Source organism: Paenibacillus dakarensis (assembly GCF_001373415.1).
GTDB classification, from domain to species: Bacteria; Bacillota; Bacilli; order Paenibacillales; family Paenibacillaceae; genus Paenibacillus_AQ; species Paenibacillus_AQ dakarensis.
On the sequence record NZ_CDSE01000065.1, the window covers coordinates 12,900 to 28,929 of the forward strand.

Here is a 16,030-nt window from a genome sequence, read left to right on the forward strand (position 1 = left end):
TTTACTGTCCTCCTGTAGCTAAAGTCATGATATGTTCCTGTGTCGCATGCTCGCGGTCTACTTCACCGGTAATCTTGCCCTCGTGCACGACCAGAATCCTGTCGCTCATTCCGAGGACCTCCGGCAGTTCGGAGGAGACCATGATAATCGCAACACCCCGATCCGTCAGCTCATTCATCAGCTGGTAAATTTCCCGTTTCGCTCCGACGTCTACACCACGTGTCGGCTCATCCAGGATAAGTACGCTCGGACCAATGCCGATCCATTTCGCGATGACTACCTTCTGCTGGTTACCACCTGATAAATTACGGGCAGCCGTCTCTGATGAATGTGTTTTAATCATCAGGCGTTTCGTCAAGGTATCTACAAATTCCTTCTCCTTCTTCTCGGATATAAAGCCTTTGGAAGAGAAGCTGAACAGATTCGGCAGAGCCATATTTTCTCGTACCGAGAAATCCAGTACAAGGCCTTCATCCTTACGGTCTTCTGTAATAAAACCAATGCCGTGCTTAACTGCATCCACCGGTTTTTTGATCGTTATCTTTTTGCCTCGAACCCATATTTCACCGCTGTCCAGCTTGTCCAGACCGAAGATCGCTCTCATGATCTCTGTGCGTCCGGCTCCCATCAGACCTGAGAAGCTGACAATCTCTCCTGCTCTAACCGAGAAGCTTACATCCTCAAACCGTCCCTTACTGCTGATGTTCTTCACTTCAAGCACCACTTCACCAGGAGACGGATGGCGCTCCGGATAACGCTCTGTAAGCTCCCGTCCAACCATTTTTTTGACGACTTCATTAAAATGAGTGTCCGGGATTGCCTTCGTATCGACCGTTCTGCCATCACGCATGACTGTAATCCGGTCGCAAATAGCGAAAATCTCTTCCATACGGTGTGAAATATATACGATGGAGACTCCTTCTTTTCTCAGTGCTTGAATGACTTCGAACAGCTTCTCAATTTCCCGTTCTGTCAGAGCAGATGTCGGTTCATCCATAATAATTACTTTTGCGTGTGTCATTAAGGCTTTGGCGATCTCAATCATCTGCTGCTGTCCAACGGAGCATTCACCGGCCTCCTGCATGAGCGGTATGGTCACCGACAATCTGCGGAATTGCTCTTTAGCGAGTTCTTTCATCTGTTTCATATTCAGCAGGCCGAATTTAGATGTCATTTCTTTTCCGATAAACAGGTTGTCCAGGACGGTCATTTCCGGCCAAATATTCAATTCCTGATGTATGAAAGCAATACCCTTCTCTTCTGCTTCCTTCGGGTTGTCGAAATACGTCTCCTGCCCATCAATAAGAATGGTACCTTCATCCCGGCTGTGAAGACCGGTCAAAATATTCATCAGTGTGGATTTACCCGCACCGTTCTCACCCATTAATGCATGGACCTCTCCTTCACGGAGATCAAAATCCACTCCTGTCAAAACACGGTTCGTACCAAAGGCTTTATGGATGTTCTTCATTTCAATATTCATGATGCCGCCCTCCTTCTTAACCGAAATTGACGCCTGCCTGTAAAATACAATTCGCGTAAGGCTTCGCTTCGCCCGTACGGATAATCACCTTGGCATTTCGAGTCAACGCCTTGAATTGTTCGTGCGAGCACGCTTCTAATTCACAATCCTGAAATTGTTTTTGGATATACGCAAGTCCTGCCTTATTGTCCGTCTTCATTTCTTCCGCAATCGTCACTTTCTCGATCACCATGTCCTCAGCAACCGCGTCAACCACCTCGCTGAAGCTGGGCTGCCCTAATCTAAGAGCAAGATCGATCTTGGGTACCCCTGGCGGAATCGGCAAACCAACATCTGCAATGACGATGGTATCCGTATGTCCGAGATCAGCCAGTACTTTAGCAATATGACTGTTCAGTATCCCGTTCTTTTTCATATTAGAGGCTCCCTTCTACTTCACTGCGAGTTGGCATGCCGCCCTGTGCTCCAAATTTCGTAACCGACAGGGACGCGGCCCGGTTCGCGAACTTCAAGCTGTCCGTAAGACTCTTCCCTTCCGCCAACGCTACAGCAAATGCACCGTTGAACGTATCTCCGGCACCGGTTGTATCCACCGCTTCAACTTTATAGCCAGATACGACAACCTCATCCGTACCATCAAAATAACGGACTCCCTTCTTGCCTTCCGTCACAATCAGCTTGTTAGGATAACGACGGAGGATATCTCCGAGCGGCTCATCTCCGAACAAAATCGCTGCTTCATGCTCATTCGGCGTAATATAAGCCGCCTGTTCAATAACAGCTTTCGGCAGTAGTCGTGCAGGTGCAGGATTGAGCATCAAGGGTACATTGTACTTCGCACATAATTCACTTACATGAACTACCGTTTCCTCCGGAATTTCTTGTTGAACCAGGACGATATCCGCTGCCCTGATCGCCTCTACTGCTTGATCAACATATGCCGGGGTAACCATGTCGTTAGCTGCTTTCACCACCACAATGCTGTTGTCCCCTTCAGCCAGGATAATGTGAGCTGTACCGCTTGCCATACCTGTAACCGGTTCCACATATTCCGTAATAATTCCGTTGGCCTTATAATTATCCAGAATAGACTGCCCAAGGTGATCATCACCGACACGTCCAATCATCGTTACCTCGGCTCCAAGCCTTGCTGCAGCTACCGCCTGATTAGCTCCCTTGCCGCCGGGAACCGTCTTAAAGCTTTCACCAAGCACCGTTTCCCCTGCAGCCGGACGCTTCGAGGAGGTCACAACCAGATCCATTGAAGCGCTTCCAACCACCGTAATCTTCGTCATCTTAATCCACCTTTCTCGTTGTCTCTCTCTCTATAAATTTCACGGGAAATTTCATATGTTGTTGTTCCGTATATTGTCCTTCAATCAGTTGAATAAGTAATTGTGCCGCTGCCCGTCCCATTTCATATGCCGGCTGATGAACAGTCGAAAGTGATGGGGCAAGCAGTTTACTTAAAGGAATATTATCAAACCCAATAATCTGTACTTCTTCCGGCACCCTTTTCCCTAACCGATGCGCTTCCTGCAGCACCGCGGATGCAACGATATCATTACTGGCTATAATGCCATCGGTATCCGGATATTTACCAAACAAATCTTTAGCCCAAACCTCGGCGTCGGTTAAAGAAAAGGATGTCGTCTCAAGCACATTATAGTGGACGTCCTGTTCTTCAAGAATTTCAATCGCGCCTTCATAACGATCTATGGCAGGCTGTACATGTGTCGGACCTTGCAGCACGGTGATCCGCTTACTGCCACGCTTCACCAGCTCCCGGGCAGCAATTTTGCCGCCTTCCCGTCCGTCTGCGTACACGGATGGCTGGCCGCTTGAGGTTCTGTCCAGGAATACCATCGGGATCTTTAACCCTGTGTAGATATCTGTATCCGGATCATTCGTAGATGAGATTACGCCAACTACATTGTTCTGAACGAAGGTCTGGATATAATCCATCTCTTTCTGCCGTCGTTCATCGCTGTTTCCGAAGATTAAACGGTAATCATTCTCCTGCATCTCGTCTTCAACGCCGCGTGCCAGCTGTGGAAAATAAGGATTCGTAATGTCCGGCAGCAGCAGCCCGATCAGCTTCGATTTTCTCTTAAATAAGGAACGTGCTACTTCATTGGGTGTATAATTCAGCTTCGCAATCGCCTCATCCACTTTCCTGCGGGTATCTTCATGAACATATCCATTCTGATTCAGGACCCTTGAGACGGTTGCAACCGATACTCCAGCTGTCATTGCTACCTCTTTAATCGTTGCCATATTCATTTCTCCCCACTAATGTGTAACCGGTTACAGGTATACAATAACATATCATTTTTTCGTCTGCAAGCGTTTTAATGGTCATGGAATAAAGTGGATTACTGCGGGTCGACTTACCCGTTATTTCTATCTAAGGTTCATCTCCCAGCTTAGACAAAAAAGCCCCCGCCTTTAAGTAAACAGGTTATGATTCACCTGCTTACCACAAGGGGGAGCTTATCACTTGCATTTATTTTACAGGGGCCAGCTCTTCTTCCGTTAACCATTTATGATTCATGACTTCCTCACCAGTTTTGGTATCCTTATAGTTTACCATGTAGACAGTAGTTGTTTCTGCGGAATCAATGGTTGTATGAGCACCGTGCATACCTTCCATATGGTCAGCATTTAATGTGACCTCATCTCCGGCTTTATAGGATTCATGATGATGGTTATCGATTTCTTCATGAATGACCCATTTATGATTCTCTACCTTCTTGCCACCCGTAGTGGGAGTATAAGAAACGGTGTATACCGTAGTATTATAAGCGCCCGCAATGGTTGCAACGGCTCCATCCATGCCTTCCATATGATCCGCATGAATAACTGCCTGACTGCCAACAGGATATTTCGGATTTTCAGCAACGGTTAAATCGGTTGGGACTTCTCCTGAACCGGAGTGGTTCATGCCATGATGTGAAGAACTGGTATCATTATTCATTTCCGTATTGGTCGTCGAATCCCCTTGGGATTCTTGAGTTGTCGGGGTATCATTTCCAGAGCAAGCAGTTAAAGCAAAGACAGTAGCTACTGATATGATGCCGGTTATGATCTTATTGTTGTTCATTTATTCTATCTCCTTTCTTCCTTATTCCATACTTAAAGCTATTCGCTGTGATCCAATCATCCTTCAATCCATATTAATGATGATGATGTGCATGCGCATCTGGAGTACCTGCCTTGACCGTGCACAATATGGAATGATCATGCAAATGCTTCTCTGACTCAATCTGCAAGGTAGTATGATGGATATCTTTATGTTCGAGCAGATGCTCAATATCCCGAAGCATAGCTTCTGTTTCATAAATCGTTTTGCTACCATCGACAACAATATGAGCTGTGAGAGCATTCAAGCTGCTGGTGATTGACCAAATATGGACATCATGAATCCCTTTAACACCGTCAACTTGCTCCATTGCTTCAACAACATTATTTAGATCAACATTTTGAGGAGCACCTTCCATCAATACATGCAGGGATGACTTGGTAACAAAATACCCGCTGCGCAGAACGAGCCCCGCAACAATAACACTTGCAAGCGGGTCTGCCCAGCCCCAGCCGAAGAACATCATCAATAAAGCTGCAGCAATAGCACCAACAGATCCGAGCATATCGCTAAGAACATGTAGATAAGCTCCGCGCATGTTCAGGTTATTCTCCGTATCGCTTCCCCGCATCATAACCCAGGCGACTAACACATTAACAAGCAAGCCAATCGTACTAATAATCAGCATACCGACAGTGGCAACTTCTGGAGGATTCACGAACCGTTCAATAGCTTCATAGAAAATATATAGCGCAATCCCAATTAACGTAATGCCATTTAGTGTGGCAGCCAAAATTTCAAATCTTCTGTAACCATACGTTTTCCCGCTGTTTACAGCTTTTGCTCCAAAGGTAAACGCGAGCAGTGCAATTCCCAATGCAATGGAATCAGATAGCATATGCCCCGCATCGGACAACAGCGCAAGGCTGTTCGTAATAATTCCTCCAGCGGCTTCAACAATCATATAGATAGTAATGATAATAAATGAGACCAGTAATACCTTTTTGTTGTTCGTATGCACGTGGTTATGGCCTTGAGCATGACTGTGATCGTGGCTGTGTCCAGACATTTGAATTCTCTCCCTTTTTATTTCAACGATTTTATTTATAACAAACACATGAGCAACTATTCATATGTTAACCATATTATATGCATCCTGAAACACTCGTGTCAATGATCAATTCAATAAATATTACCAGCGATCATGCACGAGCGTAGGTTTAAAACATAGGTTCAGAAAGTCAAATAACCGTTTCAGGTAAAATACCCGGAAACGGTCAGTTTGAGTTCTCATTATTTATTTTGTCGAAAAGGGAGCATTCACTCCACCCGCACTCATTGATCATGAATAGCATGCTGAATTGTCTGCGTAAATATTTGTTCAATATGGGAATCATCCAGCGAATAAAATACCGTCTTCCCTACTTTACGCCGCTTAACAATTCTCATGTTGCGAAGATAGCGCAGTTGATGGGAAATCGCCGACTGGCCCATGTCCAGCAAGACCGTAAGGTCATGAACACATAGCTCTTTCTGCAATAAAGCATTAATCAATTTCACCCGGGTCGGGTCACTGAATGCCTTAAACCAATCCGCTACCTGAATCGCTGTATCTTCATCCATCATCGCTGTTTTCACTTGCATGAGATCAGCTTCTGTACCTGGACATGTTACATCACATTCATCCTGAGAAGGGCCCTTGTTCTCCATTCTTTCACCACCATTCCTGTTCTGCACTTTCCTCTCTATTGTATAGGAGCGTTATGAAAAACGGAAGGATTACGATTAAGAATTACAGTGTATTCCTCCATCCTTTTCACGCAGACTAAAAAACTCCGCCGAAGCGGCGGAGTTTTTTAGTCTTTATCCATATAAGGTACTACTTGCGAATTACGTTATAGCCTTTATCCTGCAGCAGCTTAATAATTCCATGCTCACCCAGGTAATGTGCTGCACCAACAACCACGAAATACTCTTCTTTCTTGCCGCTATTAAGATACCCCTCGATTTTATCAGCCATACCGATATTCCGGTCGATCAGCATCGCTTTGTTATATTCCGGATCAACCGCCATACTGTCGGTAAACTCAAGCAGCCGCTGGTCATCACCTGTTTTCCACATATCGGCCATTAGCTCCATACTATCATCGAGGACATTGAAATTGTCCAGCGTATTCTTCAGGTTTTTCTCTTGAAGCTCCTTAGAGAAATTATCGAACATTCCCAGTTGAGATTGGTAGGATTCCAGCTCTACAATCGGCAGCTTGCGCTCTATTGCTCTCTGTATGAAATGCAGATCGATCCCGGCATCCGCTTCATAGCCTGCAGCCATCCATTGCAGACTGCTGAGGGTTGACTCGACAACCCATGGCTTAAAAGCATCCATCGCATTTGTCTCCAGCTTGAATTGCTTCAGAATGGCTGTTAACTGCTCATACGTTTCCTTGGATACATGATCCTTCAGTGTTGTACCATCCTGATACATGCTCATATTCGTAATAAGCTGCTGCTGTTTTTCATCTGCCGCTTTGCTGATATCGATCTCTACACCAAGATAATCGGCCTCGGCAAAAGCTTCCTCAAACTCCTCACGCAGCGGGAAGAAGCTATCGTCTGCCACATGAATCGATCCGACGAGGTACACGGTATTTCCGTTATGCTCCACTTCCCACATAAAGCCCCGGGCACCTTCCTTGGCTGCTTTAGAGAGAAGAAGCACCGTTCGGGATTTCTGATCCCATCGTACTTCGTAGCCAGCAGCCTCACCAATGATTCGGATTGGCGCATAAGTTACGCCCTTAATCGATTTGGTCTTGCCCTTCACTGTGATCTGCTTGCCGTCTACGACAACATGAATGGTTCCATCCTGTACACCCGACAGCTTCACATTCATTGCTTCAAGTGTTGTTCGCAGCGGCACCATCGTTGTACCCTGCTCAACTACCGGTGCGTTTGCTGCATATTTGACTTGCTCGTTATTGATCTTCAGTACAGGCTGCTGCGGAGCAGCCCATGCCGGCGCCGCCGATACAAGCATACTCGCAGAGATAATGAGTGATAAGAGCGATTTTTTCCACATGTTCATGTTAGTTCTCCTTTAGTTATGAATACTAGTGTGATCCGTACAACTTCCAAACACATTAACTCATGATATAGTCGCTCTTCTTATGTCTTATCCTGCTGTCTTCTATCTGCACGACTTTTCAAACCAATTACTACTACATTGGACTACTACACTACCTGCTTCTTCTTTCTTTGTTCTAATACCTTATTACATCTTATAAGCCTTCATCGCTTTACCGATCTCTTTCAAGCTCGGACGCTTTCCGTACATCAGTACGCCGGTGCGGTAAATCTTCGCTGACAACCAGCCCAAGAGGAAGATCGAGACGATCAGAACGGCAACGGAAGCGAGGATTTCCCATAATGGCGGATCTCCAAGTCCAATACGTACGATCATGGAAGTTGGCGAGATGAATGGAATGTAAGACGATACCTTCATCAGCATGGAATTCGGTGCGCTTAGACTGAAGATCGCAACATAGAATGCCGCAAGAGATAGCATTGTAACCGGCATAATCGCTTGACCAAGGTCCTCTGTACGGCTCACGATAGAACCGATTGCAGCGTAAATGACTGCGTAGAGGAAATATCCCAGGATGTAGAACACAAGCCCGAATACCAGCAGCATCGGATCCACTGCACCCAGATTCAAATCAAGCTCCGACAAGGCATCAATATTGTGCGGCAGCGCCAGGTTCACAGCTACAACCACGCCAAAGGCAGCAATCTGTGCCAACCCAAGCAGGAACATACCGATGACTTTACCAAACATTTGGCTCAGCGGAGACACGCTTGTAATCAAGATCTCCATAATGCGGGAGCTTTTCTCCGTTGTCACTTCCGAAGCAATCATATTACCTGTTCCCATCAGCGTAACGAAGAACAAAATAACAAGTACGTATACAACCACATAATTGATAGGGTCACTATGCTCGCCTTCTCCAGAAGCATTTCCGGCTTCCCCGTTCTCCGGATCGCTTACACTCTGAGCATTAATGATAACAGGCATGTTAATTTCATTAATCTGCTCATCTGTCAGCGTTAATCCTTCTACTACAGCCCGGATCTTCGGCCCTTGGAGAGCCGCTTGCAGTGTTGACTGGAGCTCCGGGCTTATCGCATCGTCTTCCGAGCTGTAAATTACGGCCGGAAATGAGCTCCCTTCCTGCGCTTCAAATCGAATATATCCTTCAATTACACCTTCAGTCACATCTTTGTTAAGGGTAGCTTCGTCGAATGTATCATATTTCACCAGCTCATAGTTCGGAGTAATAGTACTCATCGACTTCGTTAAATCTTCTGCCAGACCTTGCTGCTGTTCATACACAAGACCAATTCGGGCAGGTCCCTCTGCTTTGTCACCGCCACTGAACAATTGAATAATAAATGGAAGATTAATACCGATGGTAATGAGAAGTGCAAAGATTAGAGTAGAGACGATAAAAGACTTGGTTCTCGCCTTATTCATAAATGTAAATCGAATTACAGTCCACATACTATTCATTGGATTCACCTACCGCCTTAATGAATATTTGGTTTAACGTTGGTTCTTTTACTTCAAATCGGTGGAGTACACTTTGCGACATTGCTGTATTCAAAATTGCCTGCGCGGCATTGACATCATTGATGCGTATGGAGTAACCGTCCTCTGTCCGCTGCACTCCGGTTACACCCGGCAGCTTCTCTAGTCCGTTTACTTCACCCGAAGTACCTAACACCACTTCTTCCCGAGGATAACGGGACTTAATCTCTTTCAAATTCCCTTTTACAACGGTATTCGAACGATGCAGAATCGTAATGTTCTGGCACAGCTCCTCCACATGCTCCATCCGGTGTGTCGAGAACAGGATGCTCGTGCCTTGATCACGCAGTTCTTTCACCGTAGATTTCAGCAGTTCCACGTTAACCGGGTCCAATCCGCTGAACGCCTCATCCAGAATCAAAATTTCAGGATTATGTACAACCGCCGCTATAAAGCCCATCTTCTGCTGGTTACCCTTAGACAGCTCTTCAATCTTCTTATTATAGTATTCAGGCACTTCGAACCGGTCGAGCCAGTAACGGAGACTCTTATCCGCATCCTTCGCGGACATCCCCCGAAGCTGTGCCAGATAGATAATTTGTTCACTCACCTTGACCTTCGGATATAGTCCGCGTTCTTCCGGCAGGTACCCCATAATTCTCCGCAGCTCTTTACTATACGGCTTGCCATTATAAAGAATCGTACCTTCGTCAGGATAAATAAGCCCTAGCACCATACGCATAGTCGTCGTTTTACCAGCGCCATTCGCACCGAGAAGTCCGTATATTTCTCCCTCTTCTACTTGAAGCGAAATTTGATTCACTGCTGTTTTGTCAGCATACACCTTAACCACATTGTCCAATTGCAATCGTTGCATGGTTTGATCTCCTCTCTCTTAATCCTGCATCCCTGCAGGTTTATTCCCCTGAATCCACAAACTTAGGACTTCATCCAGCTCCAAACTGCGTGTCTGTATAAAGGATATTCCAGCAGAATGCAATATTGTCTCAACATCTAGACATTCTGTTGTAATAAAAGAAACCGTGTTTGCTGTCTCTTGCTTCCAGCTCACAATGCCGGGCAGCTCACTGATCATATCGGCATCTCCGGTGATCCAGCATTCCTTCCAATTGTCCAGCAGTCCGTCCTTCTCCACCATACCAAGCATTTTCCCGTGATGTATCAGGACAATATAATCGGCAAGCCTGCGGACCTCATCTACAATGTGAGTGGACAGGACAATGGTTGTGTTTCCATCCTTCATACAATCCCGAAGCTGATCCATCATCAGCTTCCAGGCAAAAGGGTCCAGACCCGAAGACGGTTCATCCAGCAGCAAGAGCTTGGGTCTTGGTGCCAAGGCAGCGGCAATCTCGAATTTTCGCCGTTCCCCCTTGGACATCTTGCGCAGCTTCACACCACGGGGGACATCGAACTTGGACAGCAGCTCATCAAAATAATAGCCATCCCAGGTGCTGTACCAGAGCGACCGGAACCCTGCCGCTTCCTCGGCAGTCATGTACTTCTCTTCGGCACTTAACTGCTCAGGAACGAAGCCAATTTGTTGGCGGATAGCCATGGGCAGTTCCTTAGACGCTTCTCCAAACCAGGTGATTTCCCCTTCATCTGGCCGAATCATCTGCATTAACATGTTAAGGATCGTGCTCTTCCCCGAGCCATTCGGCCCCACAAGGGCGATAATGTAACCCTCCGGAATGGAAAGATTGATAGGGCCTATGTTTTTGGTACGACGCCGTTTCATGACATTACGCATTTCAATCAATGGGGGTTCCACTTACGCTTCACCATCCTTTAGCTGATGATATTTATGCTTCACAATTCCCTTAAAAATCGATGTTATTTCCTCTTCGCTGCAATGTACAGACAGCCCCGTCTCAACTGCGGCTTCTAATGCTTCAACAACCGTTTCCCGTTTGAATTTTTCTCTCGTCTGGTCGCCGACACCAGCCACAAAGGTCCCTGTGCCCTGCCGCGTTCTCAGTAACCCTTCACCCTCCAAGTCCTGATACACCCGGCGAACCGTAATGACACTGCAGTTCAAGCTACCCGCAAACTCCCTTATGGATGGCAAGAGCGTTCCCTCCTCAATCTGTCCGCTTATAATAAGCGATCTTAACTGTGTCTCAATTTGGTGATATAAGGGCTCGGCACTGTGCTCGTTAATTTGAATAGGAATTCGCACTTATCTCACCTCACCTTGTCTACATAATCCGCAGTTCCGCGGTGCATCCGTAATTAACTCATTCATGACAGATCTCTTAGCCGTACCCGCTGGTAAGTCAGCCGACAAAATAGTACATACCCTGAAATCCCGATAATTAATGAGCCCCACATACAAGGCGATAACCATTTCCATTCCTTCGATGCATCAACAAAATAGCTAAACATACTAAAGCGGGCTCCTGATATGAATAAACCGATGATGACCAGCGCAATGATTACAAAAAGCAGAATATTAAGCCAGAAATATGCCTTGCCGCTCCGCGTGAACTCCATATATATATAAAAGCCATTTATCAAAATTCCAATTCCGATCCATGTGAGGCCAAAGACTGCATATTCCGCCAGATCCATGCTCGCCTGAAGATCAGCAGCGATGGCATATGTAATGCCGAAGAATATAATCCCATTCACTATAAAACCAATGATCCCCATAAGTGCTCTGCTCATGATGACGGATTTCATAGGTACAGGAATGCTTCGATAATAGGACAGCATTTGTGTAAAAGAATCTTCGTTCAGATACTTAAACGTTCTGCGTGATATGTAATATCCCATCATCGGGCTAAATATCAGCATGAGAAAATCAGAAAAAGGATTGTTTACGTATTCCGCTTCTTGAAACATGCTGTTTATATTGAAGCTCAGTACAACCCCCATATAAAGCGTGAATACAATCGTCCATACCACTTGCATCTTGTCGTTCTTAATATCTTTAGAAATAATCTTCATCGCCTGGTTGACGGTTTGCACTTGCTCTCACCCTTCCATCGGTGTATATATGATCTATTTATCTGTGCTTACTGTATATATCTTTATACACAGTATACAGTGCTGATCAACAGGTGTCAACCCTAAATTTGCCAATAATACACATAAAAAAAGACTGTCCCCAAGCAGATTTCTCTACTGTGGAAACAGTCTCTTCCATCTCTTCCTTTACGGTTATCTACATTCCAAAAATAACTTTCCATACCGGCTGTGTATGACCGCCCGGATACAAGAGATAGAGCAGTGTATATACGGCAACGCCAGTAATTGCTGTGAAGAACCAGATCGTCGCAGTAACCCGTCCCCATTTACGGTGCTTGGCATACTTCTCCTTGAATCCAAGGACAAGCGTTGTGATCCCGAACACAGCCGCCACGGTTGCGAGCGTAATATGAAAGATCAGGAACACCTGATAATATGGCTGCAGGCTGTCTGGTCCACCCCAAGATGTATTACCAATAAATACAGTCCGTGAAGAGTAAATAATGAAAAAGATGATTGCGGCAATTGCAGCCCATATCATAACCTTCTTATGTTCTTCTCTCTTACCTTTGATGATAAGCCTCCAACCAATTGCCACCAGCACAGCACTAATTACAATAAAGGTTGTACTAATGGTAGGAAACAGAAAGAACAAATCCATGAACATCCTCCTTAAACATTACACTTGATTTAGTCTACTATCTAGCATCTCACTTGGCAAAGGATCATCCCCTTTGTTCTCGCTCTTATACCAATGAAAGAATACATAGGCGAGCATGGACGCAAAGATAATCTCCTGGAAAAACTTCATAATGATCCCGCCTACCCTCTGGTCGACCCCTGGCTCCAGATATCCGAAGAAGGATGGCCCGCCAAACTGATCCAGTAAAGTGGATGTATCAGCTACGCAGTACCCCATTGCTTTTACCCATGCGTTAGGATCACTATAGGTTGCGTACATCGGCTCACTGGAAAAGATGATTAAAGCGCATGCCGGAGTTAAAAGGACCATGTTCAAGAAAATATACGCCATCTTCATCAAGCCGGATGTCTTGTCCTTCTCAGGGATTGGTTGAATAATCGCCCACCACATCGTAACCGAAGTGATAAACAAGATTATATAATACAACCGGTGAACCCATAAATTCAGCATGACAAAATCATGAATGACAGGGATATGGTAGAACGAGAACAAACCATTAAATATGAGAGCTGCAGCAACCGGGCGCGTCAGGAAACCAAGTTTCCTGAACGGATTCTTTCGGTCTACAGCCCGCCATAACCATACCGGAATACCAAGAATCAAGAGCGGTGTAGCCATAAGATAGGACATCGCCATACTTACCATATGAAATGAAAACATCGTATGACCGAGTAAATTGATTGGCCCGCCTTGAGCTAGATACATCGTTAACATACCAGCAACGAAAAGTGTCTTTCTCCCTGCTGATACAGGCTCGCCCCCCAATCTATGACTAAGCGGTCCGGTAATCAAGAAATAACCTGCAGTCACAAGCAGCATAAATGCAAGAAAGATAGGACTCCATTTTGCCGCAAATGAAAAATATTCTAAACCGAGCATGCTAAAAACCTCCCCTTACCAGGCGGAATTTCTGTCTAAATTGTGACAATGGCCTTCTAACAGAGAGAAACGGTTTTTCCGTCCACACCGCGGACAGTAACCGTTTCTTAGGGAAGCATAAGCCCAGAACTTTCTGAATCTCATGCACATATTTTATTTTGAAAAAAAGAGGTGGCGTATAAAGCCACCTCTACTTATATTACCACCAAACCCAGTATATTGCCATGACAATAGCTGTGCCGGCCACGAAAAATCCACCAACCATGAACAAGATCGGCATCATGTGACCTTTATCCTTCAAGTGCATCCAATACCCCATCTGGACAAACACCTGCAGAACTGCCATGACGAGCAAGATAATGATCGTAAAGGCTGGGTTCACATCACCAGCAGCAACCGCCGCAAAGGCGATCGCTGTCAGTACAATGGAGAAGATAAAGACAATAATATGTTTCTGCGGACCTTCATGACGATGGCGATGCTTAACTGCATGACCCTCTGATTGATGCTGATCTGCTGTCATTCCTTAGCCCACCTTTCCAAGTAGGTATACGACCGAGAAAATGAACACCCATACGACGTCGATAAAGTGCCAGTACATAGCAGACACATAGACCTTCGGTGCTGTTACAACTGTAAGTCCTTTAGTGAACAGCTGACCGATCAACAGTCCGATCCAGACAACCCCGAACGCTACGTGAGCTCCGTGGAATCCAACCAGAGTAAAGAAGGCGGAGGAAAACGCGCTGGTCGTCATACCGAAATTTTTATGAACAATGTACTCATAGAACTCGTAAATTTCAAGGCCCAAGAATGCCAAGCCCAATACAACTGTAACTGCCAGCCATATTTTTAGTGATTTTACATTATGACGATGCATCGCCTGAATGGCGAATACACTTGTCAAACTACTAAGCAAGAGAAGGAATGTCGCTACTGCTGTAATTGGCAGCGAGAACAATTCATTTGCAGTTGGACCATCATTCGTCTGATTCCGTAATGCCAGGAACGTGGCAAACAAGGTACCGAAGAGTACTGCTTCTCCCCCAAGGAAGAGCCAGAAGCCGAGCACTTTATTACGACCTTCCAAGGTCGCTTTTTCCGGCTCGTGAGGTAGTTCTCCGTTTACATGTTCAGCGTGTGCGGATGTCATGCTTTTACCTCCTCTTCCAGTTCTTCAGGATCAATGTGATAGCCTGGATCATCGATCAGAGAACGTACTATCATTGAACCGAACGTAATCACAAGACCGATAATCAGAACAATATAATTGTTAAAGATAAAGCTCATAAAAGAATTCGTAAACGGCTCGTCACTGAACATAAACCCGAGACCAGCAATGAAAAGACCCAGACTCATGACAAACGGCAAGATGGTCGGAGAAGGCATGTGAATCGGCCCAAGCGGCTCTGCCGGAGTCATTTCCTTATTGCCTGACATCTTCTCTTTCCAGAAAGCATCAATACCGCGTACCAGTGGAGTTTGTTTAAAGTTGTACTCTGGCGGAGGAGAAGGAATACTCCACTCCAATGTACGGCCATCTTCCCACGGATCTGCCGGAGCATCCTTCGGCTTGCGTGCCGTAATAGCAATGTTGACCAGGAAGAGAATGACACCGACTCCCATCAGAAGGGCACCAATCGTACTGATAAAGTTCATCAGATCCAGTTCCTGATTCGGAAGATATGTAACGATCCTCCGCTGCATTCCAAGCAGTCCAAGGAAATGCTGTACAAAGAACGTCATATGGAATCCGATGGCAAACGCCCAGAAGGTCCATTTACCAAGGGTTTCATTAAGCATGCTGCCAAACATCTTAGGCCACCAGTAATGCAATCCGGCAAAGAGTCCGAATACCAAACCGCCTACGATGACATAGTGGAAGTGAGCTACGACGAAATACGTATCGTGGAACTGGAAGTCAGCTGGAGCAGATGCCAGCATGACCCCTGTTACGCCGCCCATTACAAAGGTTGGGATAAAACCGATTGCGAACAGGTTGGCACTTGTGAAGCGAATTTGTCCGCCCCACATGGTAAAGAGCCAGTTAAAGATCTTGATACCGGTAGGTACCGCAATCAGCATCGTTGCAATGGAGAACAACGCATTAGCTACAGGACCAAGCCCTGTTGTAAACATATGGTGAGCCCATACCATGAAGCCCAGGAAGGCAATCAGGATCGTTGCAAACACCATTGAACTGTATCCGAACAGACGCTTGCGCGAGAAGGTCGGGATTACTTCGGAGATAATACCAAAGGCAGGAAGAATCAGGATATATACTTCAGGATGACCGAAGATCCA

18 protein-coding genes are annotated in these 16,030 nt (G+C 45.8%); all 18 read right to left on the reverse strand.

Annotation, left to right across the window (positions count from 1 at the left end):
- Position 1 precedes the first annotated feature (1 nt).
- Positions 2-1,483 (reverse strand): sugar ABC transporter ATP-binding protein, encoded by a 1,482-nt coding sequence (locus BN1234_RS15940; protein ID WP_054957654.1) that lies wholly within the window; start codon positions 1,481-1,483, stop codon positions 2-4.
- Positions 1,484-1,499: 16 nt separating this feature from the next.
- The gene (rbsD, locus tag BN1234_RS15945) at positions 1,500-1,898 is read right to left on the reverse strand and encodes a D-ribose pyranase (protein WP_054957655.1); all 399 of its coding nucleotides are present in this window, start codon (positions 1,896-1,898) and stop codon (positions 1,500-1,502) included.
- 1 nt (position 1,899) lies between these two features.
- Positions 1,900-2,778: a ribokinase gene (rbsK, locus tag BN1234_RS15950; RefSeq protein WP_054957656.1), complete on the reverse strand. Its 879-nt coding sequence runs from the start codon at positions 2,776-2,778 to the stop codon at positions 1,900-1,902.
- 1 nt (position 2,779) lies between these two features.
- Entirely contained in the window at positions 2,780-3,760 is a 981-nt protein-coding gene (locus BN1234_RS15955; RefSeq protein ID WP_054957657.1) for a LacI family DNA-binding transcriptional regulator, read from the reverse strand.
- A 229-nt stretch (positions 3,761-3,989) separates the two neighbouring features.
- Positions 3,990-4,586 carry a YdhK family protein gene (locus BN1234_RS15960; protein ID WP_054957658.1) on the reverse strand — a complete coding sequence of 199 codons (597 nt, stop codon included), beginning with the start codon at positions 4,584-4,586 and terminating at the stop codon, positions 3,990-3,992.
- A 73-nt stretch (positions 4,587-4,659) separates the two neighbouring features.
- Positions 4,660-5,634, reverse strand: coding sequence for a cation diffusion facilitator family transporter (locus tag BN1234_RS15965; protein ID WP_054957659.1), 975 nt, complete (start codon positions 5,632-5,634; stop codon positions 4,660-4,662).
- Between the two features lie 266 nt (positions 5,635-5,900).
- On the reverse strand, positions 5,901-6,275 hold the full coding sequence (locus BN1234_RS15970; RefSeq protein WP_054957660.1) for an ArsR/SmtB family transcription factor: 375 nt from the start codon (positions 6,273-6,275) through the stop codon (positions 5,901-5,903).
- A 169-nt stretch (positions 6,276-6,444) separates the two neighbouring features.
- The gene (locus BN1234_RS15975; RefSeq protein ID WP_054957661.1) at positions 6,445-7,650 is read right to left on the reverse strand and encodes a TraB/GumN family protein; all 1,206 of its coding nucleotides are present in this window, start codon (positions 7,648-7,650) and stop codon (positions 6,445-6,447) included.
- Positions 7,651-7,836: 186 nt separating this feature from the next.
- Entirely contained in the window at positions 7,837-9,132 is a 1,296-nt protein-coding gene (locus tag BN1234_RS15980; RefSeq protein WP_054957662.1) for an ABC transporter permease, read from the reverse strand.
- Positions 9,125-10,027, reverse strand: coding sequence for an ABC transporter ATP-binding protein (locus tag BN1234_RS15985; protein WP_054957663.1), 903 nt, complete (start codon positions 10,025-10,027; stop codon positions 9,125-9,127). The genes BN1234_RS15980 and BN1234_RS15985 overlap by 8 nt, the downstream gene beginning before the upstream one ends.
- A gap of 18 nt (positions 10,028-10,045) precedes the next feature.
- Entirely contained in the window at positions 10,046-10,945 is a 900-nt protein-coding gene (locus tag BN1234_RS15990) for an ABC transporter ATP-binding protein (protein ID WP_054957664.1), read from the reverse strand.
- Positions 10,946-11,353 carry a GntR family transcriptional regulator gene (locus tag BN1234_RS15995; protein WP_054957665.1) on the reverse strand — a complete coding sequence of 136 codons (408 nt, stop codon included), beginning with the start codon at positions 11,351-11,353 and terminating at the stop codon, positions 10,946-10,948. It abuts the gene before it with no gap.
- 62 nt (positions 11,354-11,415) lie between these two features.
- Entirely contained in the window at positions 11,416-12,144 is a 729-nt protein-coding gene (locus tag BN1234_RS16000; RefSeq protein ID WP_054957666.1) for a hypothetical protein, read from the reverse strand.
- A 196-nt stretch (positions 12,145-12,340) separates the two neighbouring features.
- On the reverse strand, positions 12,341-12,805 hold the full coding sequence (locus BN1234_RS16005) for a DUF420 domain-containing protein (protein WP_054957667.1): 465 nt from the start codon (positions 12,803-12,805) through the stop codon (positions 12,341-12,343).
- An 18-nt stretch (positions 12,806-12,823) separates the two neighbouring features.
- Positions 12,824-13,726, reverse strand: a complete 903-nt coding sequence (ctaG, locus tag BN1234_RS16010; protein WP_054957668.1) for a cytochrome c oxidase assembly factor CtaG — start codon at positions 13,724-13,726, stop codon at positions 12,824-12,826.
- A 199-nt stretch (positions 13,727-13,925) separates the two neighbouring features.
- A complete protein-coding gene (locus BN1234_RS16015; RefSeq protein WP_054957669.1) occupies positions 13,926-14,249 on the reverse strand; it encodes a cytochrome C oxidase subunit IV family protein in 324 nt (107 codons plus the stop codon).
- A 3-nt stretch (positions 14,250-14,252) separates the two neighbouring features.
- Positions 14,253-14,879 (reverse strand): cytochrome c oxidase subunit 3, encoded by a 627-nt coding sequence (locus BN1234_RS16020; protein ID WP_054957670.1) that lies wholly within the window; start codon positions 14,877-14,879, stop codon positions 14,253-14,255.
- The coding region (locus BN1234_RS16025) for a cytochrome c oxidase subunit I (protein WP_170308063.1) at positions 14,876-16,030 on the reverse strand (1,155 nt) is incomplete at its 5' end. The genes BN1234_RS16025 and BN1234_RS16020, both read right to left, overlap by 4 nt.

Excerpts from the sequence above, each read along its gene's own strand:
- BN1234_RS15985 (WP_054957663.1), bottom strand. The coding sequence starts at position 10,027 with ATGCAACGATTGCAATTGGACAATGTGGTTAAGGTGTATGCTGACAAA.
- BN1234_RS15965 (WP_054957659.1), bottom strand. The coding sequence starts at position 5,634 with ATGTCTGGACACAGCCACGATCACAGTCATGCTCAAGGCCATAACCAC.
- BN1234_RS15940 (WP_054957654.1), bottom strand. The coding sequence starts at position 1,483 with ATGAATATTGAAATGAAGAACATCCATAAAGCCTTTGGTACGAACCGT.
- ctaG (WP_054957668.1), bottom strand. The coding sequence starts at position 13,726 with ATGCTCGGTTTAGAATATTTTTCATTTGCGGCAAAATGGAGTCCTATC.
- BN1234_RS16015 (WP_054957669.1), bottom strand. The coding sequence starts at position 14,249 with ATGACAGCAGATCAGCATCAATCAGAGGGTCATGCAGTTAAGCATCGC.
- rbsK (WP_054957656.1), bottom strand. The coding sequence starts at position 2,778 with ATGACGAAGATTACGGTGGTTGGAAGCGCTTCAATGGATCTGGTTGTG.
- BN1234_RS15970 (WP_054957660.1), bottom strand. The coding sequence starts at position 6,275 with ATGGAGAACAAGGGCCCTTCTCAGGATGAATGTGATGTAACATGTCCA.
- BN1234_RS16005 (WP_054957667.1), bottom strand. The coding sequence starts at position 12,805 with ATGGATTTGTTCTTTCTGTTTCCTACCATTAGTACAACCTTTATTGTA.
- rbsD (WP_054957655.1), bottom strand. The coding sequence starts at position 1,898 with ATGAAAAAGAACGGGATACTGAACAGTCATATTGCTAAAGTACTGGCT.
- BN1234_RS15960 (WP_054957658.1), bottom strand. The coding sequence starts at position 4,586 with ATGAACAACAATAAGATCATAACCGGCATCATATCAGTAGCTACTGTC.
- BN1234_RS15955 (WP_054957657.1), bottom strand. The coding sequence starts at position 3,760 with ATGGCAACGATTAAAGAGGTAGCAATGACAGCTGGAGTATCGGTTGCA.
- BN1234_RS16020 (WP_054957670.1), bottom strand. The coding sequence starts at position 14,879 with ATGACATCCGCACACGCTGAACATGTAAACGGAGAACTACCTCACGAG.
- BN1234_RS15975 (WP_054957661.1), bottom strand. The coding sequence starts at position 7,650 with ATGAACATGTGGAAAAAATCGCTCTTATCACTCATTATCTCTGCGAGT.
- BN1234_RS15980 (WP_054957662.1), bottom strand. The coding sequence starts at position 9,132 with ATGAATAGTATGTGGACTGTAATTCGATTTACATTTATGAATAAGGCG.